Genomic DNA, 21,484 nt, shown 5'->3' on the forward strand with positions numbered 1-21,484 from the left:
AGCCGTCCATGTCACGGAATGACCCCGTATCACCCGACCCGCGTCGCTGGGCCATGTTTTCGGTTCTGCTCGTCGGCGCGTTCCTGCCGCCGCTGGATTTCTTCATCGTCAACGTCGCGCTGCCGTCGATTCGCGCGGAACTGGGCGCCTCGTCGTCGGCCGAGCAACTCGTCATTTCGTCGTATGCGGGCCTGTACGCGGTGACGCTGATCACCGGCGGGCGATTGGGCGACCTGTTCGGCCGCGGCCGCGTGTTTTTTCTCGGGTTGATCGGCTTTGCGATCGCCTCGACGCTGTGCGGTCTCGCGAGTTCGCCGTCGACGCTCATCGTCGGTCGCGCGTTGCAGGGCGTGACGGCCGCGATCATGGCGCCGCAGGCGCTCGCTTCGATCCAGGCGATCTTCCCCGAATCGGAAAAGCCGCTCGCGCTCAGCTTGTACGGCGCGGTGTTCGGCCTCGCCGCCGTGGTCGGGCAGGCGCTCGGCGGGATTCTGATCTCGCTGAATCTGTTGAATCTGGGTTGGCGCACGATCTTCCTCGTCAACCTGCCGCTCGCGATTCTGGTCGTCCTGTTCGGGATTCCGCTGTTGAAGGAAACGCGTGCGCAGCACGCGCGCAAGCTCGACCTCGGCGGCACCGCGCTGTCGATGCTGACGCTGGGCGCGCTGATCGTGCTGCTGATCGAGGGGCGCGAAGCAGGCTGGCCCGTATGGGCATGGGCGTCGCTGCTCGCGGTGCCGGCCCTCGCGTGGTGCTTCTGGCGCTACGAGCGCCGGCTGGGCGGCCGCGGCGGCGCACCGCTGCTCGACCCGGCCGCGCTGCGCGCACCGGGGTTGGGCCGCGCGTTGCTGATCGCGCTGGTGCTGTATTCGATCGGCGCGTTCTTCCTGCTGTTCTCGGTGTATCTGCAGAATGCGTTGCACGTCGACGCGCTGAGCGCGGGCCTCGTGTTCTTGCCGTTCGGCGTGGGGTTCCTGCTCGGCCCGTTGTCGACGCCTTTCTGTGCACGTGTCATCGGCGCTTACGTCAATCCGTTCGGCATCAGCCTGGAGATCGTCGGGCTCGTCGGCCTCGCAGGGTTGATCGATGGCACGCCGGTCGGGATGCCGCTCGCTGCCGCACCGCTCGCCGCCGCTCTCTTCGTCATCGGTTTCGGACAAGGGCTCGCACTGCCGACGCTGATGCGCATGGTGACCGGGCGCGTCGCACCGGCGCTGTCCGGCATGATCGCCGGCATCGCCAGTTCGACGCTGCAGGTCAGCACGTCGCTCAGCGTGGCGATCATCGGCGGCATTTTTTATGCGACGCTCGGCACGCACGAGGATCCGGCGTCCATCGCGCACGCGTTCATCGTCGCACTCCTGTCGATCTCGTTTTTCCTTGCTGTCGGCGCCGCGCTGGGCATCTCGCTCGCACGCGCGCCCGCCGCGCACACGTCGATGCGGGCTGCTCCCCGGCCGGCATTCAGCGCCGAACGCGAACGGCCGTAGTCGCCCGTCGTCGCCCGTATCGGCACTCATCGCTGTGGCAGTCCGACCTGGAGGTTCCGCATGTATTTCGTCGTTTCCTATCGCCGAGCCGCGGGCACGCGGTTCGATTCACGTTACTACGTCGAGCAACACATTCCACTCGTGGAAAAATCCTGGAAACCGTACGGGCTCGAATACGTCGACGCTTTCTTTCCGGCACGTGAGGATAGCGAACTGATCGTCGTGGCGATGTGCCGCTTCACGGATCGAGCCGCGCTGGACGCCGCGTTCGCATCCGCGCGGACGGCAGACGTCATGGCCGACATCGATGCGTTCACCGATATCGAGCCCGATCGGCACATCGCGGACGTGTTCTCGCGGGTGCCGTAACGGCGATCGCGCGCTACCGTGCATCGGTTCCGGCCGGCGCTATCGGTCACTTGTCCGATAGCGCCGCGAACGACCGGGTGTCAGGATAGGCAACCGTCACGCGAATACATGAACCGGGAGGATGACTGCAATGTCGGTACGTCAAATCTTCATCGTTGAATTGGCGAGCGGCCTGCCCCGTGCGTTCGGCGTGCTCGCCGTCGTGACTGGCCTGTTTCGGATCGGCATCGCGGTGCGTCGCGGAAAGCACGCGGGCGCGCCGTCGCGAACGATCTCATGCGGGGCGCGGACCGCGCTGGCCGGCGCGCTGCTTTCGTGCGAAGCCGTCGGTGCCGTCTACTTCGCGATCGCGGCGTTGGGGTACGGTTGGGCCGACACCGACGCAACGGCCACGACTCGGCGGAAACGGGTGAACGACTGGCCGACTTGAACGGCGCAACCGCCGTTTTCGACACGCGGGATAAACCATCGGACGAGCGGGCTTCAAAGGCCGCACCGGCCGGGCCGTCTGTCCGCGCAAACACACGCAAGCGTCCGCATCGCGGATCGCGTCAGAGCAGCCCCAGCGTCGATGCCTTGAGGGTCGCCGCGGCGCGCGTCGAACATTCGAGCTTCCGGAATGCCTTCTCGACGTGGGTGCGCACCGTGCTCGGGCTCATCGCGAGCGCCTGCGCGACCTGCTTGTTGCTCGCGCCGCGGGAGATCGCCCGCAGGACGTCGATTTCCCGCGCGGACAGGCGCGGGCCGGCGGACGACAGGCGCGTGGCGGTACGCCGGAGCGCGGGCCGCTCGCCCGTCACGAGCGCGGCCACCACTTCACCGCATAGCCGGCCGCACGCCGCTTCTTCCTGCAACTGGCCGGCGGCGGCCGCATCGCTCAGCGCCGCGCGCCACGGACGCGCCGAGCGCAACGCGACCCACGCGAGCGACGCCGCCAGCACACGCGCTTCCAGCGTCAGCGCCGCATCGCGCGCGCCGCGAAAATAGCCCGAACCGTCCTGCCGCTCGTAGGCATACGACGCAAGCACCGCGGCTTCGCCGAGTGCGCCGGTCTGCCTGCCGGCGCGCTCCGTCCAGTACGGCACGAGTCGCACCTTTTCCCACGCGCTCGCGGGCAGCCGCGTCGGCAGATTCCACACGTCGTTCGGCACCGCGGCCCTGCCGATGCCATGAATCAGCCCGGCGCGGTACACGCGTTCGCGCCCGGCCTCGTCCGGCGAGAGCCGGCCGTAACAGGCGGCCGCCGTCGCGGCGACCGACCGCGAAAAACCCGTCATCCACGGCAGTTTCAGATCGATGACGTCCGCAATCAATTCGGCGGACGTCGCGCCCTGCATGTCCGGCGTGGCCAATGCTGCTTCCAGGTCGGCGGGCGCCATGTGTTCGAGCGCCGCCAGCCAGCGCGATGCGTCGCGCGCAGCCGTCTCGACGAGCACGGACGGATAGCGTGACCCCGCGCGTTGGCCGATCAATTCGAGGGCCCGTTCGATGCCGTACGTGCGGCTGAACACGTCGAGGTCGCCCGCCAGCGCGACGATCGACACGGCGGGCGGCACCTGTTCGCGCACGAGCCGTGCGGGCAGCCCGTTGCCGTCCCAGGTTTCGAAAATGTGGCGCAGCGCGGTTTCCGTTGCGCTGGACAGACCGAGTATTCGCGCGACCTCGCCCGAGACTTCGCAATGAATCTGCGCGAGCGGGATCAGCGCGACACCCGCGCCGCCGATCGCTTCGGCCATGCCGGGCCGGCTCTCGAGCATCGCGGCGCGGATCGCGACGTCGTCGCCGAATACCTGCGCGAAGCCCGCCGCGTTCGCCGTGCAGCCCGACCAGCGCAACAGCGCCACCTCGCGAGCCGTGTCGCACACCGATGCGTCGAATCGTGCTGCGTGCGCGAGCTGGGCAGCCAGCCAGCCGGTGCGCGGCGAATGGTCGGTCGGTTGGCCCATGCTGAGATCGCCGATGAAGGCCAGCGCGCGTACGGCGTCGACTATGCGCAGCGGGGCGTGACGGGCTTCGGCGTCGGACATTGGGCAGGTGGAGACATTCGCGAGGGCGGGAAAACGATCATACGCGACGGTGTGGCGGCGTGCATGCGCTCGCACGTCGGCGGCTCGCCGCGGCGAGCCCGGCGCGAGGTCCGCCCGTATCGGTGCAAACAACCGGCAGCGGACTTCGCTATCGGACATCTGACCGATGGCGGCGGGCCCTGGCGATTGCGATACTCGGCGCACTGGAGATCCGGTCGGCGCCGCATCCCAATCCGCATGGCGGAAACCCTGCATGCCGGCCGGAACGACGATTCAATGTACGAAGGAGTGCAAATGGCTGACCGCTACCCCGAATTTCATCCCCCTGCCGACGAACAATGGCTGAAACGGTACTACTTTTCCAGGGCGGTGTTCTCGCTGATCTGGGTCGCGCTGGCGTTTTCCGTCGGCCGGCAGAGCGCGGCCGGCGCGGCGGTCCTGCTGATCGTTTATCCGGCCTGGGATGCGCTCGCCAATTTCGTCGACCTTTCTCACAGCGGCGGGATGGCAGAAAACCGCACGCAGGCGGTCAACGTCGCGATCAGCGCCGTCACGACACTGGCGGTATTTCCCGCGTTGAATGCGGGCATGCCCGCGGTACTCGCGGTGTTCGGCGTCTGGGCGATTCTCTCCGGCGCGCTGCAACTCGGCACCGCCGTGCGGCGCTGGAAGCATGCCGGCGCACAGTGGGTGATGATCCTCAGCGGTGCGCAATCGGCGCTGGCCGGGTTGTTCTTCATTGTCCAAAGCCATGCGGCGATGCCGCCCGCGATCGTCAAGATCGCAGGCTATGCGGCAGTCGGTGCGCTTTATTTTCTGATATCCGCGATTTGGTTGCAGGTGCGGGGGATGCGGCGCAGTGTGTCGTGAGCCGGCGGTCGGAAGGAAGATGTCGTTCCACAGGTCGGCATCGCTGTGCCTGCGGTCAAGGCCACGCGTTGTGGAAAGCATGAGGTCGGCCAGATGGCCGCAGTGGTGAAAACAAGCGGCAGAGAACGGCAGTTGTGGCGCGACGCGAGCGGGTCTGAGCGACGTGACCCGCTGCTGGCGTCCATTCGGCAACGCCTGGCAGCTATTCGCTAAGTGCCAGAAACCCCGGACATTCAGCCATGCTCTGCACACTACGCCTAAGAAGGCGCACCGTATCTTCAGCGCTAAAGGCGGCAACCTCGCCGACCCTTTCCCCTTCGGGGGCAAACAATACGGCCCAAAAACGGAGTTGACGTAGCAACGTGATCAAGCCGAGTTCGAGCGGGACAAATGCCGCGTCGTCGTGGTGTGCTTTGCTCCAAAATGCGTAACTGCTCAAGGCCGCACCGGTCATCCACGCGTACTCCAGCCTTGCAGACCTTTCATTTGCAGGCAACTGGCTCCGAATAAAGTCGGTGACCGGATAAATCTGGAATTCGACACCGTCGAGACCCGGAAATGCATAGCGATCGGGTGTGTCAACCTCCACGACCTCATCGCCCCAGGTTCTTGTCTCACGAGGCAACCGTCGCAGCGTCGATTCCCGCTCGCTTTTATGAAGAACAATACCTAGATTTGCATTCATGACGTAAGGCTTGGCTGACTGAGGTTGCTCAGGACAGGTCTTTCCGCTACACCCCGCAACGTCTGTGGTTTCGCCGACCGCGCTTGGCCGAATATTGCCCGACGGGGTCGGCTGTAGCCAACCCGCTTGGGTCATTCAGCGTCGCGCATAACGGACCTTCAAACGAACAATTCTGCCCAACTTCAAAAAGCGACGTTGGGAGGCGTTCAACTACGGCCTCGTTGGCCCAACGTCCTCGGGCACCAACGTTCCGACTCTCCAGTTCCGTGCGATTTCCTCGGCAGCCGACAGTGAGTCGCCGGACAGTTCCGGACGATAGCCCAGAAGCCCGACTACCGATCCAGGATGCGTAGTTTCAGCAATCTTTAACCAGGCATATGCCGCAATCAGATTTTGCGGAACGCCGAAGCCATTTTTTAGCATCAAACCCAGCTTTGTTTGAGCACTCTCATCGCCTTGTATGGCGGCTTTGCGAAGCCATGTCGCCGCCTGAGCGTCGTCTTCGTGCACACCGATTCCGAGGAAGTACAGATTGCCCAGTTCTGACTGGGCCATGGCCTGACCTTGATCGGCCGCTTTGCGGAGCCAGTACGTAGCTGTTACCTCGTCACGTTGGACGCCGTATCCATGGAGGTACATCTCTGCCAGATTGAACTGCGAGTGTCCATAGCCCTGTTCGGCCGCCTTGTGGTACCAAGCTGCGGCTTCGACAAAGTCGCGCTTCACGCCAATTCCGCACCAGTAGATGACACCGAGGTTATGTTGCGCTGTCGGATCACCTTTCATAGCGGCGTCTTTGGCGTTCTCGAAACTGGCGATCGTCGCTGTGCTTGCCGCACAAACTGGGTCGACTCGCTGCTTCACCGCAACCGAACCAGAGTCTCGACCGCCATCAGAAGAATTAACGGAAACTGTCTGAGCTGATGCAGATGGGCATTGAGCTGTGAGGAGGCAAGAGGTCCACACGGCAATGAGGTTAATACAGGTTTTAGTCACGCGAAATTGCATACCGTATCTGCCAAGCGGAGGGACCGGGCCTATGTAAGTTGTATCAGGACATCCACCCAAATCAAGGCGTTCCAGTTCGCGAACGCACTCGACTATGAGCGTGATTGTCGACCATCTGAGCCTCGGCGTCGAACGTCCGAAAGTGCCCGAATGCCGCCCGACGCGTTTAACTATAGCCACCCCGAGGAAACGCCAGCCATTCCCCAAACTGGCCTTTCGGACCGGTCGACGCCCCCCTCCCCCGGCTCGACCCACATCCCTACCGGCTCCGCAACGCCTGAGCCAGCGCATCCCCCGCAGCCAGAATATGCGCGGACAGGGCCGCACACGCCGCATCCACATCCCCCTCGCGTATCGCCCGAACGATGTCCCGATGTTCGTCGTTCGAGCGATCCTGCCACTCAAGTCGCTGCCACGTCGCATACAGATGCCGCGAGCTGGCCCGATGCATGTCGCCAATCGCGGCGATGAGCCGCGGCATCCCGCACCGCGCGGTCAATGCGCGATGAAACCTCAGATTCAGCGTGCCGAGCACGGCTATGCCATGCGCCGCCGACTCCTGATCGAGGATCGCATCGAGTTCCTCCAGCGCCCCTGCGTCGAGAGCGGGAATCGACTCACGCAGCGCCAGCGCCTCGAAGGCAGCGCGCATCTTTGCCATTTCGATTACATCCGCCGCCTCGAGCGGCGCCGCCCGCACGCCTCGTCGTGGTTCCACCACGGCCAACCCCTGCGCTTCCAGCCGTCTGAACGCCTCGCGTACCGGCACATGACTCGCGCCGAATTCAGCGGCGATGTGGTCCTGACGCAGCCATTCTCCCGGCGCGATGGCACCCGAAATGATGCGGTCCGCCAATGCGGCAGCGATCCGATCGGCCAGCGAGCGATCCTCCTTGACTTCGAAATTCATCCCGACCACCATGCATATATTATCTATTAAATTGTAACAAAATCGGAGGCCCGATGCGCCACCACCGCCCTGCCCGTCTGCAGCACATCGCCGGAATCGGCGTCGATCGCATGGGTTCGATCGCCGATCATGCCGGCGTCGACCTTCTGCGACTCGAAAATCTCGATACCGACATCCCACCCACTTCAGAGGCACTCGCCTTCACCCGCGCGGCAATCCAGCGAGACTCAGCCAACTCCTATTTGCCATTCGTCGGTCAGGATCGGCTGCGCGCGAGCGCTGCTGCCCACGTGTCGGCGCTTTCGGGGCAGCACTTCACGGCCGACCAGGTGGTGGTGTCGGCGGGCGGACTCTCCGGCATTCTCAACACGCTGCTCGCCACCGTCGAGACAGGCGACGAAGTCATCGTCACCGATCCGACGTACGCGGGTCTGCTGAATCGCGTCCGCCTCGCAGGCGGCGTACCTCGGCAAGTACCGTTCGCCTTCACGCCGGGCGGCGAATGGAAGCTGGACCAAGCCGCGCTGCGCGCAGCGATCGGCCCGAAAACGCGAGCCATGCTGCTGATGTCTCCGTCGATGCCGTCAGGCGGTTTCTTCGATGCGTCCGACTGGCAACTGATCGCGAGCCTGTGTGTGCAGAACGATCTGCTGCTGATCCTCGACAGCGCGATGGAACGGCTGCTCTTCGATGGCCGCACGGTGATCCATCCCGCAGGCCTGCCCGGCATGGCCGAGCGCACGGTCACGGTCGGCGCGGCGTCGAAAGAGTTGCGCATGATTGGCTGGCGGGTAGGCTGGATCGTCGCGCCGGAATGGCTGATTCCCGACCTTGTGGCCGTGTCGCTCGCCAATGTCGTGGTGCCGGTCGGCATTGCCCAGGAGGCTGCGGCGGTTGCGCTCGAACATTCCGCATCCGATCTGCCTGGCTACGTGAGCGAACTCGAGAGGCGGCGCGACACGGTCGCCGCCGAACTGTCGGGGCTTCCGTTCGGCATGCCGGCGGGCGGCTGGTCGATGCTGCTGCGCGTCTCCGACTTCGGCCTGACCGGATCGCAGATGTCGGAGCGGTTGCTGAACCACGGTGTATGTGCAACGGCCATGACCGGATGGGGCGTTGCGCACGGCGACGCGTATGTCCGTTTCGTGTTCGCGAACGAACCGGTCGAGCGCTTGCGCACGCTCGGCGACAAGGTGCGCTTCGCACTGGAGGGCGCATGACGGCGCCCACGAGAACGCTGCATAGTGCGCCGAGCGTCCCTGGCGGGAGGTATCACGGTTTCCGTTTGTAACGGTCGCACGGACTCACATGAGACACCGTCTTTTGCGAAAGTACCGCTCGTGACAATTCGCGTGGCGTGATGCATCCGGCGCCGGGGCGGCGCGATGCCCCCCTGGCCGGACGTCACATCGAGCGAACGCCCTACCGCCCCGCCGGCGGCTGCAGGATGTCGCGCGGGATCGCCGCGATCAGTACGCAACTGACCAGCAGGCAGGCGCCCAGCGCATAGGTACCGTTGTTGATGTTGCCGGTCATTTGCTTGGCGACGCCGGTGATCATCGAGCCCGTGAACCCGGACAGGTTGCCCACCGAGTTGATCAGCGCAATGCCGGCGGCCGCGGCCGTGCCGGACAGGATCTGCCCCGGAAAGGTCCAGTAGATCGGCATCAGCGCGAGAATGCCGCAGGTGGCAATGGTCAGGAATACGATCGATAGCGCGACGTTCTGCGCGAACGCCGCGCTCAGGATCAGGAAGACGCCGCCGATCAGCGCGGGAATCGCCGCATGCAGGCGGCGTTCGCCGGTCTTGCGCGAGTGCGATGCGTTCCACACCATCGCGAAGATGGCCGTCAGATACGGAATGGCGGTCAGCACTCCGATATGCAGCGGGCTTTGCACGCCCGACGCGCGGATGATCGACGGCAGCCAGAAAGCCAGCCCGTAGAAGCCGGTATTGAACGTCAGCAGGATGAAGGTGAGCAGCCAGACGCGCGGGCTACGCAGCGCGGCGCCGATGCTGTGGGACTTGTGCACGGCCTCGGATTCGAGGTTGCGCGACAGCACCGCCTTTTCGTCAGCGGACAGCCACTTCGCCGACTGCGGGCCGTCGCCCAGGCAGGCCAGCACGATGAACGCCACCACGATCGACGGCAGCCCTTCGAGCAGCAGCATCCATTGCCAGCCGCTCATGCCCGACAGGCCGTGCGTCTGCTCCATCAGCCAGCCGGACACGACGCTGCCCAGCGTCAGGCTCAGCGGGATCGCGACCAGGAAGCCCGACATCGCCACGCTCTGACGCCGCGCCGGAAACCAGTAGTTCATGTACAGGATGACGCCCGGGAAAAATCCCGCTTCGCACAGCCCCAGCAGGAAGCGCAGCGTGTAGAACATCGTGGTCGTCTGCACGTGGAAGAACTGCGCGAGCGGCACGATGAAGGCCATCGACGACGACACGATGCCCCACGTGATCATGATTCGCGCAATCCAGAAGCGTGCGCCGTAGCGGTGCAGCAGCAGATTGCTGGGCATCTCGAACAGGAAATAGCCCCAGAAGAAGATACTGGCGCCGAGCGCGTAGACGCCGTCGCTCAGGCTCAGGTCGTCGAGCATCTGCAGCTTCGCGAAACCCACGTTGACGCGGTCCAGGTAGGCCACGACGTAGCACAGCAGCAGCAACGGCAGGATGCGCCGCATGACCTTGCGGTACAGCGCGTCCTCGGACGAATCGGCCGCGGCCGGTGCGGCAGCGGCCTGCGTTAGGGATGGCATCGGTCTGTCTCCAGTTTGTGTAGGTCTTCTTCGTACCGGCGAGTGCGTTTGACGCATCGATGTTACCGATAACATTCCGTGGCAAAAAAAAGCCGACGAGGCGATGGGAGCGATCGGCAAGCTGATACCGGTAACAAATTCGAAGGTAGCACGCGGCGATACGCACGTACAAGTGCCGCCGAACGCGTGGTTTCCCTAGTACGGGCATGGCGGCGACGTGCACGCGTGGGCTGGCCTGCACGGTATGCCGCACCGGTATGATGTAGCCTTTCCAGCCTTCTCCCGACCGCGATTCCGATGCCCAGTCCTACCGCCGTCCGGCCCGCCGGGCCGCCCCGCATGTCCGACGTAGCGCGCCTTGCCGGCGTATCGAAGATGACGGTGTCGCGTGTGCTCGCCGGCCACAGCGTGGCCGCGGAGACGCGCGCACGGGTCTGCGAGGCGATCGACCAGCTCGGCTACGTGGCCGACGCGGCCGCCGGTGCGCTGTCGTCGGGGCGGTCGGAATTCGTCGCGGTGCTGGTGCCGTCGCTGTCGAGCTCCAACTTCTCGGATACCGTGCGCGGCCTGACCGATGCGCTCGAGCCGCATGGCCTCCAGTTGCTGCTCGGCGACACCGACTATGATCTGGAACGCGAAGAGCGGCTGGTGCGCTCGATGCTGAGGCACCAGCCGCGCTGCATCGCGCTGACGGGGTCGCAGCACACCGATGCGACGCGCAAGGTATTGGAGCGCTCGGCGATTCCCGTGGTCGAGATGTGGGACCTGCCCACGCGCCCGATCGACACCGCCGTGGGCTTCTCGAACGTGCGCGCCGCCCGTGCGATGGTGCGCCACCTGGCCGAGCGCGGGTACCGGCGCATCGGCTTTCTGGTCGGCGCCAGCGAACTGGATCGCCGCGGCCTCGACCGGCTCAAGGGATACCAGGCGGAGATCAAGGCGCAGGCGCTCGGCGAGCCGCGCGTCGTGCGGCTGGGCGAATCGCCGATCACGATGAGCCACGGCGGGCCCGCGATGGCCGCGCTGCTCGAGCGATGGCCGGATACCGATGCGGTGATGTGCGTGAGCGACATGTCGGCGTTCGGCGCGATCATGGAATGTCACCGGCGCGGGCTGGCGGTGCCCGCCGACATCGCGGTGGCCGGCTTCGGGAATTTCGAAGTGGCGACATGCTGCCATCCGACGATCACAACGGTATCGGTCGACGCGTACGGCATCGGGCGACGCACGGGCGAAGCGTTGCTGGCGGCATTGCAGGCGCGCGACGGCGGCGCGCCGACCGGGTCGAAAAGCATCCGGATCGACTACACGATCATCCCGCGGGAAAGCGCCTGACCGGCCGACGGCCGGGCGCGTGCCGACACGCGACATGCGCGGCTTCGCACCGATCCCCTGCCCCACACCTTCGCGACGGGCGCACGAAATCCCTTCCGCGACGCAAAAAACCCGTGCTAACATCCAGGCGATGTTACCGGTACCATCCGGCACGCAAAATCAAGAAGGCCCTTCGGAGACAGCCTGCCATGTCACACACCCCCCGCCGTCTGCGCAGCCAGGAATGGTTCGACGACCCCGCGCATGCAGACATGACCGCGCTCTATGTCGAGCGCTTCATGAACTACGGGTTGACGCGCGAGGAGCTGCAGTCGGGCCGCCCTGTCATCGGTATCGCGCAAACAGGCAGCGATCTGGCGCCATGCAATCGTCACCACATCGAGCTCGCCGAGCGCACCAAGGCCGGCATCCGCGACGCGGGCGGCATTCCGATGGAGTTCCCCGTGCATCCGCTGGCCGAGCAAAGCCGCCGGCCCACCGCCGCGCTCGACCGCAACCTCGCCTACCTCGGGCTGGTGGAAGTCCTGCACGGCTTTCCGCTGGACGGTGTGGTGCTGACGACCGGCTGCGACAAGACCACGCCGGCCTGCCTGATGGCGGCCGCCACCGTCGACCTGCCCGCCATCGTGCTGTCGGGCGGCCCGATGCTCGATGGCTGGCACGAGGGCAAGCGCGTCGGCTCCGGCACGGTGATCTGGCATGCGCGCAACCTGCTCGCGGCCGGCGAGATCGACTACGAAGGCTTCATGCAGCTGACCACGGCATCGTCGCCGTCGATCGGCCATTGCAACACCATGGGCACGGCGCTGTCGATGAACAGCCTCGCCGAGGCGCTGGGCATGTCGCTGCCCGGGTGCGCGAGCATTCCCGCGGCCTACCGCGAGCGCGGCCAGATGGCTTACGCGACCGGCAAGCGCGCGGTCGAACTCGTTCGCGAAGACCTGCGCCCGTCGAAGATCATGACGCGCGCGGCGTTCGAGAATGCGATCGTCGTCGCGTCCGCGCTCGGCGCCTCGACCAATTGCCCGCCGCACCTGATCGCCATTGCGCGCCACATGGGCGTCGAACTGAGCCTGGACGACTGGCAGCGCTTCGGTGAAGCCGTGCCGCTGCTCGTCAACTGCATGCCGGCCGGCGAATACCTCGGCGAGAGCTTCCATCGCGCCGGCGGCGTGCCTGCCGTGCTGCGCCAGCTCGATGCGGCCGGCCTGCTGCGGCGCGACTGCCTGACCGTGTCGGGCCGCGCGGTCGGGGAAATCGCCGACACCGCGCAGGACGCCGACCGCGACGTGATCCGTACGCCCGACGCGCCGCTCAAGCACGGCGCCGGCTTCATGGTGCTGTCGGGCAACTTCTTCGACAGCGCGATCATGAAGATGTCGGTGGTGGGCGACGCGTTCCGCCGCACCTACCTGGCCGAGCCGGGCGCGGAGAATACGTTCGAGGCGCGCGCGATCGTGTTCGACGGCCCGGAGGACTACCACGCCCGCATCAACGATCCCGCGCTGAACATCGACGAGCACTGCATCCTGGTGATCCGCGGCTGCGGCACGGTCGGCTACCCGGGCAGCTCGGAAGTCGTGAACATGGCGCCGCCTGCCGAGCTGGTGAAGCGCGGCGTGACGTCGCTGCCGTGCATGGGCGACGGGCGCCAGAGCGGCACGTCGGCCAGCCCGTCGATCCTGAACATGTCGCCGGAAGCCGCGGTGGGCGGCGGCCTCGCGCTGCTGCGCACGAACGACCGTATTCGCGTGGACCTGAATCGCCGCAGCGTCGACGTGCTCGTCGACGAGGACGAACTCGCGCGCCGCCGCGAAACCGCAAGCTTCACCGTGCCGCAAGCGCAAACGCCGTGGCAGGAACTCTATCGCCGGTTCGTCGGCCAGTTGTCCACCGGCGGCTGCCTCGAACCGGCCACGCTGTACCTGAAGGTGATCGAGCAGCGCGGCAACCCGCGCCATTCGCACTGACCCCGCCGCCCCCAAACCTTGCCGAGCTGATCATGCGTACTCCTTCCGTTTCCGATTGCCTTCCGCACGACCTCGCCCACGCGCTGCTGATCGGCCGCGTCTGGCGGGATGACGGCGCCCACGCGGGCCCGAGCGTCGTCGCCGTACGCGGCGGCGAAGTGTTCGACATCACGCGCACCGCGCCGACCACCGCCGACCTGTTCGACCGCCCCGATGCCGTTGCCGTCGCGCGCACCGCCCCCGGCGAATCGCTCGGCCGCGTCGAGCCGCTGCTGCAGGCGGCGCTGGACGGCACGCCGGGCGCCACGCACCTGCTCGCGCCGTGCGACGTGCAGGCCGTCAAGGCGTGCGGCGTCACCTTTGCCGTGAGCCTGATCGAGCGCGTGATCGAGGAACAGGCCGGCGGCGATCCGGCCAAGGCGCGGGAGGTACGCGACACCATCGCGTCGACCATCGGCACCGATCTGTCGAGGATCGTGCCCGGCTCGGAAGCGGCGATGCGCCTGAAGGCGGAACTCGAGCGCCGCGGCGCGTGGTCGCAATACATGGAAGTCGGTATCGGCCCGGACGCCGAGGTGTTCTCCAAGGCGCAGCCGATGTCCGCGGTGGGCTTCGGCGCGGACGTCGGGCTGCTGCCCGTGTCGGTGTGGAACAACCCGGAACCGGAGATCGTGCTGGCCGTGGCCAGCGACGGCAGGCCGGTGGGCGCGACGCTCGGCAACGACGTGAACCTGCGCGACATCGAAGGCCGCTCGGCGCTGCTGCTCGGCAAATGCAAGGACAACAACGGTTCGTGCGCGATCGGCCCGTTCGTGCGGCTGTTCGACGATGGCTTCACGCTCGATGGCGTGCGGGAATGCAGCGTGTCGCTGCGCGTCGAAGGCGCGGACGACGGCTTCGTGCTCGACGGCATCAGCCACATGCGCGAGATCAGCCGCGACCCGGCCGACCTCGTCGCGCAGACCTGCGGCGCGCATCACCAGTATCCGGACGGCTTCATGCTGTTCCTCGGCACGATGTTCTCGCCGATCCAGGATCGCGACGCGCCTGGCGGCGGATTCACGCATCACCTCGGCGACCGTGTCACGATCTCGACACCCGCGCTCGGCGCGCTCGTCAACACCGTGCGGCTTTGCACGGAGATCGCGCCGTGGACCTTCGGCGTGCGCGCGCTGTATGCGAATCTGGCCGCGCGCGGGCTGCTTGCTGCGTGAGGCGTCGAGACAGGCCATGCGAGCGGCGCGCTGCTCGCGGTGACGATATCGCGGTCAATGATCCGCCCTTGAAGCGGTCGCGCAATGTCATGTGCGATAGAACGCGCGTCACGTGCCGTTCGCCTGCTCCGACGCATCATGTCGCGTGTAAACCGCGAGGCCCCACGTCAACAGCGCGGCCAGCGAGAGCGACACCGACATCGCGAACATGCCCGGCGCATACGAATGCGTCGCATCCTTCAGCACGCCGACCATCCAGGGTCCGACGTAGCCGCCGAGGCTGCCCATCGAATTGATGAACGCCATGCCGCCCGCCGCGGCGACGCCGGTCAGATATCGTGACGGCAGGCTGTAGAACGCCGGTCGGGCCGCGCTCAGCCCGATCACCGCGAACACCATGCCGACGAGCGCGGGTAGCAGCGACGAAAACGCGACGGCGAACATCAGGCCCGCTGCGGAGACGACACACGCCAGCGCGAGATGCAGCAGGTGCCGCCCTTGGCGCTCCATCAGCCGCGCCCACGCGATCATGACGACCGCCGCGACGAGGTACGGCACACCCGACAGCAGCCCGACCGCGAACGTCGAAAGCCCGTGCCCCTTCAGCATCAGCGGCAGCCAGATCGCGATGCCGTTGATGCCGATCCAGTAGCAGAAGAGAATGCCGACCATGATCCACACCCGCACGTCGCGAAGCACCGCGCCGAAGTTCCGTTGCGGCAACTCGGCCGATTCGCGGGCAAGCACGTCCGACAGCGCCGCGGATTCCTCTTGCGTCAGCCATTCCGCCTGCTCGGGCCGATCACGCAAGAGCCGCAGGGTCAGCAGGCCGAGCACGCACGCAGGCAACCCTTCGACGATGAACAGCCATTGCCAGCCCTTGAGGCCGCCGGTTCCGTCCAGTTGCATGATGAACGCCGCCAGCACGCCGCCCACGACCGACGACAGCGGGATCGCCACCAGAAACCACGCGAGCACCCGTACGCGCCATGCCTTCGGAAACCAGCACGACAGGTAGAACAGCACGCCGGGAAAGAAGCCCGCTTCGGCCGCCCCGGTCAGTACACGCAGCACGTAGAAGCTGGTCGGCCCCTGGATGAACGCGCACGCGGCGGACAGCAGCCCCCAGCTGATCATGATCCGGGCCAGCCAGCGCCGCGCGCCGAACCGGTAGAGCGCGAGATTGCTCGGCACCTCGAGCACGCAGTACCCGATGAAGAACAGCCCGGCCGCCATGCCGAACTGGCTGCCGGTCAGACCGAGATCGCTGTTCATCGTCAGCGCCGCGAAACCGATGTTGGTCCGGTCGATGTAATTGAAGAAGTAGCCGATTGCCAGCAGCGGGACGAGGCGAACGAGGTTCTTGCGCAATGCACGCTGGAGTGCGGCGTCGTTCGTCACATCCGGCTGGTCGTGCGCAATGGAGAGCGTCGATGCCATGGGTTCACCTGAATCCGAAGAAATGGGCGGGATTGTCGACCAGCATCCGGATGCGGCGCGTCTCGTCCGGCACGATCCGCTCGATCAGGTCGACGAGGTCGCCGTCGTCCGGCATCGGATGGCCCAGGTTCACATGCGGCCAGTCGCTGCCCCATAGCACGCGTTCGGGCGCGTGCTCGGCGAAGCGGCGCGCGACGGGCAACGTGTCCTCGAACGGCGCACCGGTTTTGGACATCCGGTCCGCGCCCGACAGCTTGACCCACACGTTTCCGGTATCGAGCAACGCACACAGGGCACGCACCGACGGGCTGTCCGCTCCTTCGTCGATATCGACCCGCGCCATGTGGTCGATGACCACCGGCATGTCGAGCGAACGGATGAACGGGGAAAATTCGGCGATGTCCTGCCCGGACACGTGAATCGCCATATGCCAGCCGAGCGGCCGGATGCGGGCGGCGACCGTCCTGACCGCGTCCAGGTCCGGACGGCCGCCGAGATGCGCGAGGAAGTTGAACCGTGCGCCGCACACCCCGTTCGCGTCGTACTCCGCAAGAAGCGCGTCCGGGTCGCCCGGCCGAACGAGCGCGACGCCCTTGTAACGCCCGGCTCCATTGCGCAACGCATCAAGCATCGCGCGGTGATCGAACCCATGTCCCTGGCTCTGCACGATCACGGCACGCGAGAAGCCGAGGCGCTCGTGCAGGCGCCGCAACGCCGTTTCCGGCGCAGCGGACGGATCGAAGCTGCGATCGTCAGGCAACGGGTAACGGTCGAACGGCCCGAACACATGGCAATGCGCGTCGCAGCTGTTGGCAGGCAGGCGCAAGAGCGGCCGGCGTGGTTCGGCCAGCGGCGGTGGCGAAAATCGGCGCGTGGACCCGGAGGTAGCCGGGGAAGTCGTGGTCATGTCGGTGGATTCCTCGAGCGTAAGCGATGCTCTGCCGGCGAACGGCGTCGAACCGGCGGCCCGAACGAGCCGCCGTCGACGAATCTTCACTGCGTGCTCGCGATCTTCCGCGCAAACGCTGCGATGGCGTCGGCCATTGCGGCCGGCTGCTCGGGCGCAAGCGCATGACCGGCATCCGGAATCCTCACGATCGTCACGCGGTCGCCCAGCATCGACTTCAACACGTTCGAGAACCGACGCGGCGCGACGGCGTCGTGTTCCGCCTGCAGGTCGAGAATCGGCGCGGTGCCGGCCGCGAAATACGCATCGACCGGCGTCGTCTCGCGCGCATGCGATTCGGCGTCGTGCGTGGCGGCATGCCAGCCGTCCAGCCAGACCCGCGGATCGTTGCCCGGGGCGAAGAATGCCTTCTTCAGGTATTCGATTCGCTTCGCTTCCGGCAGCGACAGATCGCCGGCGCCGTCGATCGCCTGCCGAATCTCCGCGCTGATCGGCTTCTCCGTCGAGCCGGGCGGTACCTTGCCGGCGGACGCGGCCGCGAGCACGACGCCGCGAACGAGGTCGGGCCGGTCGACGGCAAGCATCCGTGCCGGGAAATTGCCCCACGCGTGGCCGACGACGATCGCCGGGCCGCGATGCTCGTTCTCGATCACCATCGCGACGTCCGCCGCGAAATCGTGAACCGACAGGTTCTCCATCGGCCCCTTGCTCTGCCCGATGCCGCGCGGCTCCGGGCGCAGCACGCGAAAACCATCGGCCGCGAGCCGCGCGGCGACCGCGTCATAGTCCCGGCCCGAGCGTCCGAGCGACGGCAGAATCACGATCAGCGGCCCCTGCCCCTCGCGCATCACCTCGATCTGTACATCGCCGTGCCGGACGATTTCCCGGTCGACCGCGGCCGCGCCGGACGATGCAAAGGCGGACACCGCCCACCACAACACGCATGCGGCTACGATGCCGCGCTTCGAACCCTTCATCATGTTTCGCGTCTCCTGATTGATTGACGAATCCATTTGCTACTTTCCGCGCGTACCGCTGCCGATCAATTCGCGCCGTAGACCTTGCGCGCAAAAGCCGCGATCGCATCGCTCATCGCGCGCGGCTGCTCGGGCGCCATCGCATGGCCCGCATCGTCGACGACCTGCACGGTCACGCGATCGCCGAGCCACGGCTTGAACACGTTCGGCACGACGACGGCGTCGTACTGCGCCTGCAGATCGAGCATCGGCACCATACCGCCGCCGAAGTACGCATCGATCGGCGTGACGTTGCGCGCATGCGCCTGCGCCGCATGCACCGCTGGATACCAGCCGGTCAGCCATGCGCTCGGGTCGTGCCCCGGCGCGAAGAACGCCTGCCGGAGGTAGACCAGCCGCTGCGCTTGCGGCACCCGCGGGTCGCCCGCGCCGTCGATCGCTTCACGCAGGCGGCCGTAGGGCTTCTCCGTCGATCCCGGCGGCAGCTTGCCCGCCGAAGCCGCGGCCATCACGAGGCCGCGCACGAGATCGGGGCGGTCGACCGCGAGCATGCGCGCGGGCTGGCTGCCCCATGCGTGCCCGACGATCACGACAGGCCCGGCGTGCGCGTGATCGAGCACGAGCGCGACGTCCGCTGCAAACGCATGCAGGTCGAGACCGGCCATCGGCCCCGTGCTACGGCCGATGCCCCTCGGTTGGGGCCGCAATACGCGGAATCCGTCTCGCGCGAGCAGGCGCGCGACTTCGTCGTAATCTTCCGCGCCGCGCCCCAGCGACGGCAGGATCACGATCACCGGCCCGCGCCCTTGCGCGAGCGTTTCGATCTGGACGTCGCCCTTCGACACGAGCGTGCGCCGAACCGCATTCGCGTCGACAGGATGCGTGGTACAGGCGGCGACCGACGCCGCCAATGCGGCGGTCAGGGTGAACCGCGTCAGGATCTTGTTCGCTTTCATCGTCTCCTCATGGGTCGATACGGACCATTGCGTCAAAGCGGGTCGAGGCCCGTCTCGTGCAGCACCGCGGTAGCCGGCGCCGTCTTCAGGAACGCCGCGAACGCGCGCGACGCGTCGGCGGCCGGCGCATGCACGGCGATCGCCGCCGATATCACGCTGGTTTTCTGCACGTCGGCAGGCAGCGGACCCGCGAACTCGATGCCCGGCGTCACCTTCAGCTCGCTGATCTGCTGCAGCCCCAGCTCGGCGTCGCCGCGCGCGAGTGCGGCGCCGACGAGTTCCTTGCCGCGAATCAGCACGCTCTTCGATTTCATCTGTTCGGCAATGCCGAGCCGCTTGAACAGCGTGCCGACGATGTAGGTGCCGCTTGCTCCTTCGGAGAAGGCAACCGATCTGGCGGAGAGCAACGCACGACGCAGCGCGTCGTCCGTACTGACGTCGGGCACGGCGAGTCCCTTGCGCACCGCGACGCCGATTCCGCTGGCGGCGATATCCGACAGCGATGCGCGGTCGAATCGGCCGGCGTCCACTTCCTGCTGAAGGGCTGGCTTGATCATGAAGCAGATGTCGACCTGCTCGCCGTTGCGCAAGCGCATCGGCAATGCCTCGGGCGACGTGCCGTACGACGGCCCCCAGGCGATCTCGAGACGATGCCCCGACGACTTTTCGAACATCGGCACCAGTTGCTCGAACGCGCCGTGCAGCGCGCCGGTCGCCAGTACGCGAATGTCGTCGGCATGCGCCGCAGGCGACGCCGCACACAGCGTTACCCATGCCACGGCGGCCAGCCAGGCCCGCCTGCTCGTTTTTTCCTTCATGTCTCCTCCTCGAGGTGCACTCTGCATGTTTTCGTTCGTCCGCCGGGCAGCGATTCGCCGACGGCTTCGGCTCAGCCGTAAAGCCTCAGCGGATTGCCGGCCAGCACGGCGTCCGCAAGCGCGTCGTCGCCGCACAGGCCGCGAACGAACGTCAGCAGCGCGAAGTCGTCCGGCGGCGTGCCTTCGATGTTCGGATGCGGCCAGTCCGATCCCCAGATCGAGCGGTCCGGCGCGGCATCGAGCAGCCGGCGGGCAAGCGGCTGCGCATCGGGCCATGCGCGCGCGTCGCCGCCTGCGAATCGATCCACGCCGGACAGCTTGATCCAGCGATACGGATCGCCGAGATGCGCGAGCAACGCGTCGCGTTCGTCGTCGGTCCACGGTGTGTCCAACGACGGTCGCGCCATGTGGTCGATCACCATCGGAATGTCGACCCCGGCCCACGTATCGAGCACCGGCAGCACTTCGGCGAGCCGGCCGTGCAGCAACACGTGCCAGCCGAGCGCCGCCACGCGCTCCGTGGTACGCAGCAGCTTGCCGGTATCGCGCTCGCCTGGCAGGTGCCCCATGAAGTTGAAGCGGATACCACGTACGCCGCCCTCATGCAGCGCGCGCAGCGTCCCGTCGTCCATCGTGTCGTCGACGAGCGCGACGCCGCGATAAGTACCGCCGGTCGCGGCGATCGCCGCCAGCAACGCGGCGTGATCGTGCCGATAGCACGCGGCCTGGACGATCACACCGTGCGTGACGCCGAGCCGTTCGTGCATCGCGAGCAAGCGCGTCATCGGCGCCGCCTCGGGCTGGTAGGCGGCGTCGGCCGGCACCGGAAACTGGTCCCACGGCCCGTAGACGTGCGTGTGGCAATCCCATGCGCTGCCTGTCGGGCAGCCCGGTCGAGCTTGCACCATCAGTCGCACCGTGCCGTCATGCCGCCGTCCACGACGATTTCCGTCCCGGTGATGAAGCGGGCTTCGTCCGAGGCCAGGAACAGCGCGGCGTTCGCCGTGTCACGGCCGTCGCCCATGAAGCCGAGCGGAATGCGGGCGAGGCGGCTCTCGAGCAACTTGTCGACATCGCCGCCGGCGCGTTGCCCGGCGAGACGCGCCTCGACCATCGGCGTATGCAACTGCCCCGGCACGACCGTGTTGACGCGTATCCCCTTCTTCGCGTATTCGACGGCCACCACCTTCGACAGCTGAATCACGCCGGCCTTGCAGGCGGCGTACGCGACCTGCGCGGAGCCGGTCCAGCGGATGCCGGAGGTCGACGCGGTGTTGACGATCGCACCGGCGCCCTGCTGCTCCATGATCGGCAGCACGTGCTTGCAGGTCAGGTAGACGCTCTTCAGGTTGAACGCGACCTGCTTGTCCCACGCCTCTTCCGACAGAGCGACCGGGCCACCCGCAGACGAACCGCCAACGTTGTTGACGAGAATGTCCACCCGGCCATAGGTTTCGCGGCATGCGTCGACCATCGCCGCGACGGCGCCACTGTTCGTGACGTCGCACGTATGCGCGGTAATTTCGCCGCCAAGCTCGGTGACGCGACGGACCGTTTCCGTCATCGCCTCCATGTTGATGTCGACGGCGAAGATCTTCGCGCCCGCGGCCGCGAACAGTGCGGCCACGGCGCGGCCGTTGCCCCAGCCGGGGCCGACGCAGCCCGCGCCGGTCACGATCGCGACCTTGCCTTGCAGACGGCCCGCGCCTGCTTCATTGATGGATGTGTCGTTCATGATG

General features: G+C 66.6%; 20 protein-coding genes. 8 read left to right on the forward strand and 12 right to left on the reverse strand.

Annotated elements, in window-relative coordinates; translation table 11 throughout:
* Nucleotides 1–8: 8 nt before the first annotated feature.
* The 3 genes from WS64_RS16820 to WS64_RS16830 all read left to right on the forward strand — a co-directional run bounded on the left by WS64_RS16820 (nucleotide 9) and on the right by WS64_RS16830 (nucleotide 2,289).
* Nucleotides 9–1,490 carry an MFS transporter gene (locus WS64_RS16820; RefSeq protein ID WP_060967044.1) on the forward strand — a complete coding sequence of 494 codons (1,482 nt, stop codon included), beginning with the start codon at nucleotides 9–11 and terminating at the stop codon, nucleotides 1,488–1,490.
* A 60-nt stretch (nucleotides 1,491–1,550) separates the two neighbouring features.
* Nucleotides 1,551–1,859 (forward strand): EthD family reductase, encoded by a 309-nt coding sequence (locus tag WS64_RS16825; protein WP_060967045.1) that lies wholly within the window; start codon nucleotides 1,551–1,553, stop codon nucleotides 1,857–1,859.
* Nucleotides 1,860–1,989: 130 nt separating this feature from the next.
* A complete protein-coding gene (locus WS64_RS16830; protein ID WP_060967046.1) occupies nucleotides 1,990–2,289 on the forward strand; it encodes a hypothetical protein in 300 nt (99 codons plus the stop codon).
* 121 nt (nucleotides 2,290–2,410) lie between these two features.
* On the opposite strand, the gene WS64_RS16835 is transcribed toward WS64_RS16830, so the two are convergent.
* Nucleotides 2,411–3,886, reverse strand: coding sequence for an HD domain-containing phosphohydrolase (locus tag WS64_RS16835; protein ID WP_060967047.1), 1,476 nt, complete (start codon nucleotides 3,884–3,886; stop codon nucleotides 2,411–2,413).
* Nucleotides 3,887–4,180: 294 nt separating this feature from the next.
* Here WS64_RS16835 and WS64_RS16840 point away from each other — a divergent pair, with 294 nt between their 5' ends.
* Entirely contained in the window at nucleotides 4,181–4,756 is a 576-nt protein-coding gene (locus WS64_RS16840) for a DUF308 domain-containing protein (protein WP_060967048.1), read from the forward strand.
* A 202-nt stretch (nucleotides 4,757–4,958) separates the two neighbouring features.
* Here WS64_RS16840 and WS64_RS16845 read toward each other — a convergent pair whose 3' ends face one another.
* From WS64_RS16845 to WS64_RS16855, 3 genes are all read right to left on the reverse strand, one after another.
* Nucleotides 4,959–5,441, reverse strand: a complete 483-nt coding sequence (locus tag WS64_RS16845) for a hypothetical protein (protein ID WP_081103860.1) — start codon at nucleotides 5,439–5,441, stop codon at nucleotides 4,959–4,961.
* Nucleotides 5,442–5,651: 210 nt separating this feature from the next.
* Nucleotides 5,652–6,449: a tetratricopeptide repeat protein gene (locus tag WS64_RS32995; protein WP_167351630.1), complete on the reverse strand. Its 798-nt coding sequence runs from the start codon at nucleotides 6,447–6,449 to the stop codon at nucleotides 5,652–5,654.
* Nucleotides 6,450–6,708: 259 nt separating this feature from the next.
* Nucleotides 6,709–7,359: a GntR family transcriptional regulator gene (locus WS64_RS16855; protein ID WP_244166607.1), complete on the reverse strand. Its 651-nt coding sequence runs from the start codon at nucleotides 7,357–7,359 to the stop codon at nucleotides 6,709–6,711.
* Between the two features lie 53 nt (nucleotides 7,360–7,412).
* Here WS64_RS16855 and WS64_RS16860 point away from each other — a divergent pair, with 53 nt between their 5' ends.
* Nucleotides 7,413–8,579, forward strand: coding sequence for a pyridoxal phosphate-dependent aminotransferase (locus tag WS64_RS16860; protein WP_060967052.1), 1,167 nt, complete (start codon nucleotides 7,413–7,415; stop codon nucleotides 8,577–8,579).
* Between the two features lie 202 nt (nucleotides 8,580–8,781).
* Here the strand turns inward: WS64_RS16860 and WS64_RS16865 are convergent, their stop codons facing one another.
* Complete coding sequence (locus WS64_RS16865) at nucleotides 8,782–10,128, reverse strand: MFS transporter (protein ID WP_060967053.1); 1,347 nt, start codon at nucleotides 10,126–10,128, stop codon at nucleotides 8,782–8,784.
* Between the two features lie 297 nt (nucleotides 10,129–10,425).
* Here WS64_RS16865 and WS64_RS16870 point away from each other — a divergent pair, with 297 nt between their 5' ends.
* The 3 genes from WS64_RS16870 to WS64_RS16880 all read left to right on the forward strand — a co-directional run bounded on the left by WS64_RS16870 (nucleotide 10,426) and on the right by WS64_RS16880 (nucleotide 14,647).
* Complete coding sequence (locus WS64_RS16870) at nucleotides 10,426–11,463, forward strand: LacI family DNA-binding transcriptional regulator (RefSeq protein ID WP_081103862.1); 1,038 nt, start codon at nucleotides 10,426–10,428, stop codon at nucleotides 11,461–11,463.
* A 188-nt stretch (nucleotides 11,464–11,651) separates the two neighbouring features.
* Nucleotides 11,652–13,433, forward strand: a complete 1,782-nt coding sequence (locus WS64_RS16875) for an IlvD/Edd family dehydratase (protein WP_060967055.1) — start codon at nucleotides 11,652–11,654, stop codon at nucleotides 13,431–13,433.
* A 32-nt stretch (nucleotides 13,434–13,465) separates the two neighbouring features.
* Nucleotides 13,466–14,647, forward strand: a complete 1,182-nt coding sequence (locus WS64_RS16880; protein ID WP_060967056.1) for a fumarylacetoacetate hydrolase family protein — start codon at nucleotides 13,466–13,468, stop codon at nucleotides 14,645–14,647.
* Nucleotides 14,648–14,755: 108 nt separating this feature from the next.
* Here WS64_RS16880 and WS64_RS16885 read toward each other — a convergent pair whose 3' ends face one another.
* The 7 genes from WS64_RS16885 to WS64_RS16915 form a co-directional block, all read right to left on the reverse strand.
* Complete coding sequence (locus tag WS64_RS16885; RefSeq protein ID WP_060967057.1) at nucleotides 14,756–16,087, reverse strand: MFS transporter; 1,332 nt, start codon at nucleotides 16,085–16,087, stop codon at nucleotides 14,756–14,758.
* 4 nt (nucleotides 16,088–16,091) lie between these two features.
* Nucleotides 16,092–16,994, reverse strand: coding sequence for an amidohydrolase family protein (locus WS64_RS16890; RefSeq protein WP_059637877.1), 903 nt, complete (start codon nucleotides 16,992–16,994; stop codon nucleotides 16,092–16,094).
* A gap of 86 nt (nucleotides 16,995–17,080) precedes the next feature.
* Nucleotides 17,081–17,974: an alpha/beta fold hydrolase gene (locus tag WS64_RS16895; RefSeq protein WP_322111788.1), complete on the reverse strand. Its 894-nt coding sequence runs from the start codon at nucleotides 17,972–17,974 to the stop codon at nucleotides 17,081–17,083.
* A gap of 62 nt (nucleotides 17,975–18,036) precedes the next feature.
* Complete coding sequence (locus WS64_RS16900; protein WP_081103863.1) at nucleotides 18,037–18,927, reverse strand: alpha/beta fold hydrolase; 891 nt, start codon at nucleotides 18,925–18,927, stop codon at nucleotides 18,037–18,039.
* 32 nt (nucleotides 18,928–18,959) lie between these two features.
* Complete coding sequence (locus tag WS64_RS16905; protein ID WP_060967058.1) at nucleotides 18,960–19,745, reverse strand: substrate-binding domain-containing protein; 786 nt, start codon at nucleotides 19,743–19,745, stop codon at nucleotides 18,960–18,962.
* 71 nt (nucleotides 19,746–19,816) lie between these two features.
* On the reverse strand, nucleotides 19,817–20,653 hold the full coding sequence (locus WS64_RS16910) for an amidohydrolase family protein (protein ID WP_060967059.1): 837 nt from the start codon (nucleotides 20,651–20,653) through the stop codon (nucleotides 19,817–19,819).
* Nucleotides 20,653–21,480 (reverse strand): SDR family NAD(P)-dependent oxidoreductase, encoded by an 828-nt coding sequence (locus tag WS64_RS16915; protein ID WP_059637575.1) that lies wholly within the window; start codon nucleotides 21,478–21,480, stop codon nucleotides 20,653–20,655. Before WS64_RS16915 ends, WS64_RS16910 begins: the two co-directional genes overlap by 1 nt.
* Nucleotides 21,481–21,484 lie beyond the last annotated feature (4 nt).

This window comes from Burkholderia anthina, assembly GCF_001547525.1.
GTDB classification, from domain to species: Bacteria; Pseudomonadota; Gammaproteobacteria; order Burkholderiales; family Burkholderiaceae; genus Burkholderia; species Burkholderia semiarida.

Coding starts and splice junctions, on each gene's coding strand:
- WS64_RS16820 (WP_060967044.1), top strand. CDS start 9: ATGTCACGGAATGACCCCGTATCACCCGACCCGCGTCGCTGGGCCATG.
- WS64_RS16825 (WP_060967045.1), top strand. CDS start 1,551: ATGTATTTCGTCGTTTCCTATCGCCGAGCCGCGGGCACGCGGTTCGAT.
- WS64_RS16830 (WP_060967046.1), top strand. CDS start 1,990: ATGTCGGTACGTCAAATCTTCATCGTTGAATTGGCGAGCGGCCTGCCC.
- WS64_RS16835 (WP_060967047.1), bottom strand. CDS start 3,886: ATGTCCGACGCCGAAGCCCGTCACGCCCCGCTGCGCATAGTCGACGCC.
- WS64_RS16840 (WP_060967048.1), top strand. CDS start 4,181: ATGGCTGACCGCTACCCCGAATTTCATCCCCCTGCCGACGAACAATGG.
- WS64_RS16845 (WP_081103860.1), bottom strand. CDS start 5,441: ATGAATGCAAATCTAGGTATTGTTCTTCATAAAAGCGAGCGGGAATCG.
- WS64_RS32995 (WP_167351630.1), bottom strand. CDS start 6,449: ATGCAATTTCGCGTGACTAAAACCTGTATTAACCTCATTGCCGTGTGG.
- WS64_RS16855 (WP_244166607.1), bottom strand. CDS start 7,359: ATGAATTTCGAAGTCAAGGAGGATCGCTCGCTGGCCGATCGGATCGCT.
- WS64_RS16860 (WP_060967052.1), top strand. CDS start 7,413: ATGCGCCACCACCGCCCTGCCCGTCTGCAGCACATCGCCGGAATCGGC.
- WS64_RS16865 (WP_060967053.1), bottom strand. CDS start 10,128: ATGCCATCCCTAACGCAGGCCGCTGCCGCACCGGCCGCGGCCGATTCG.
- WS64_RS16870 (WP_081103862.1), top strand. CDS start 10,426: ATGCCCAGTCCTACCGCCGTCCGGCCCGCCGGGCCGCCCCGCATGTCC.
- WS64_RS16875 (WP_060967055.1), top strand. CDS start 11,652: ATGTCACACACCCCCCGCCGTCTGCGCAGCCAGGAATGGTTCGACGAC.
- WS64_RS16880 (WP_060967056.1), top strand. CDS start 13,466: ATGCGTACTCCTTCCGTTTCCGATTGCCTTCCGCACGACCTCGCCCAC.
- WS64_RS16885 (WP_060967057.1), bottom strand. CDS start 16,087: ATGGCATCGACGCTCTCCATTGCGCACGACCAGCCGGATGTGACGAAC.
- WS64_RS16890 (WP_059637877.1), bottom strand. CDS start 16,994: ATGACCACGACTTCCCCGGCTACCTCCGGGTCCACGCGCCGATTTTCG.
- WS64_RS16895 (WP_322111788.1), bottom strand. CDS start 17,974: ATGATGAAGGGTTCGAAGCGCGGCATCGTAGCCGCATGCGTGTTGTGG.
- WS64_RS16900 (WP_081103863.1), bottom strand. CDS start 18,927: ATGAAAGCGAACAAGATCCTGACGCGGTTCACCCTGACCGCCGCATTG.
- WS64_RS16905 (WP_060967058.1), bottom strand. CDS start 19,745: ATGAAGGAAAAAACGAGCAGGCGGGCCTGGCTGGCCGCCGTGGCATGG.
- WS64_RS16910 (WP_060967059.1), bottom strand. CDS start 20,653: ATGGTGCAAGCTCGACCGGGCTGCCCGACAGGCAGCGCATGGGATTGC.
- WS64_RS16915 (WP_059637575.1), bottom strand. CDS start 21,480: ATGAACGACACATCCATCAATGAAGCAGGCGCGGGCCGTCTGCAAGGC.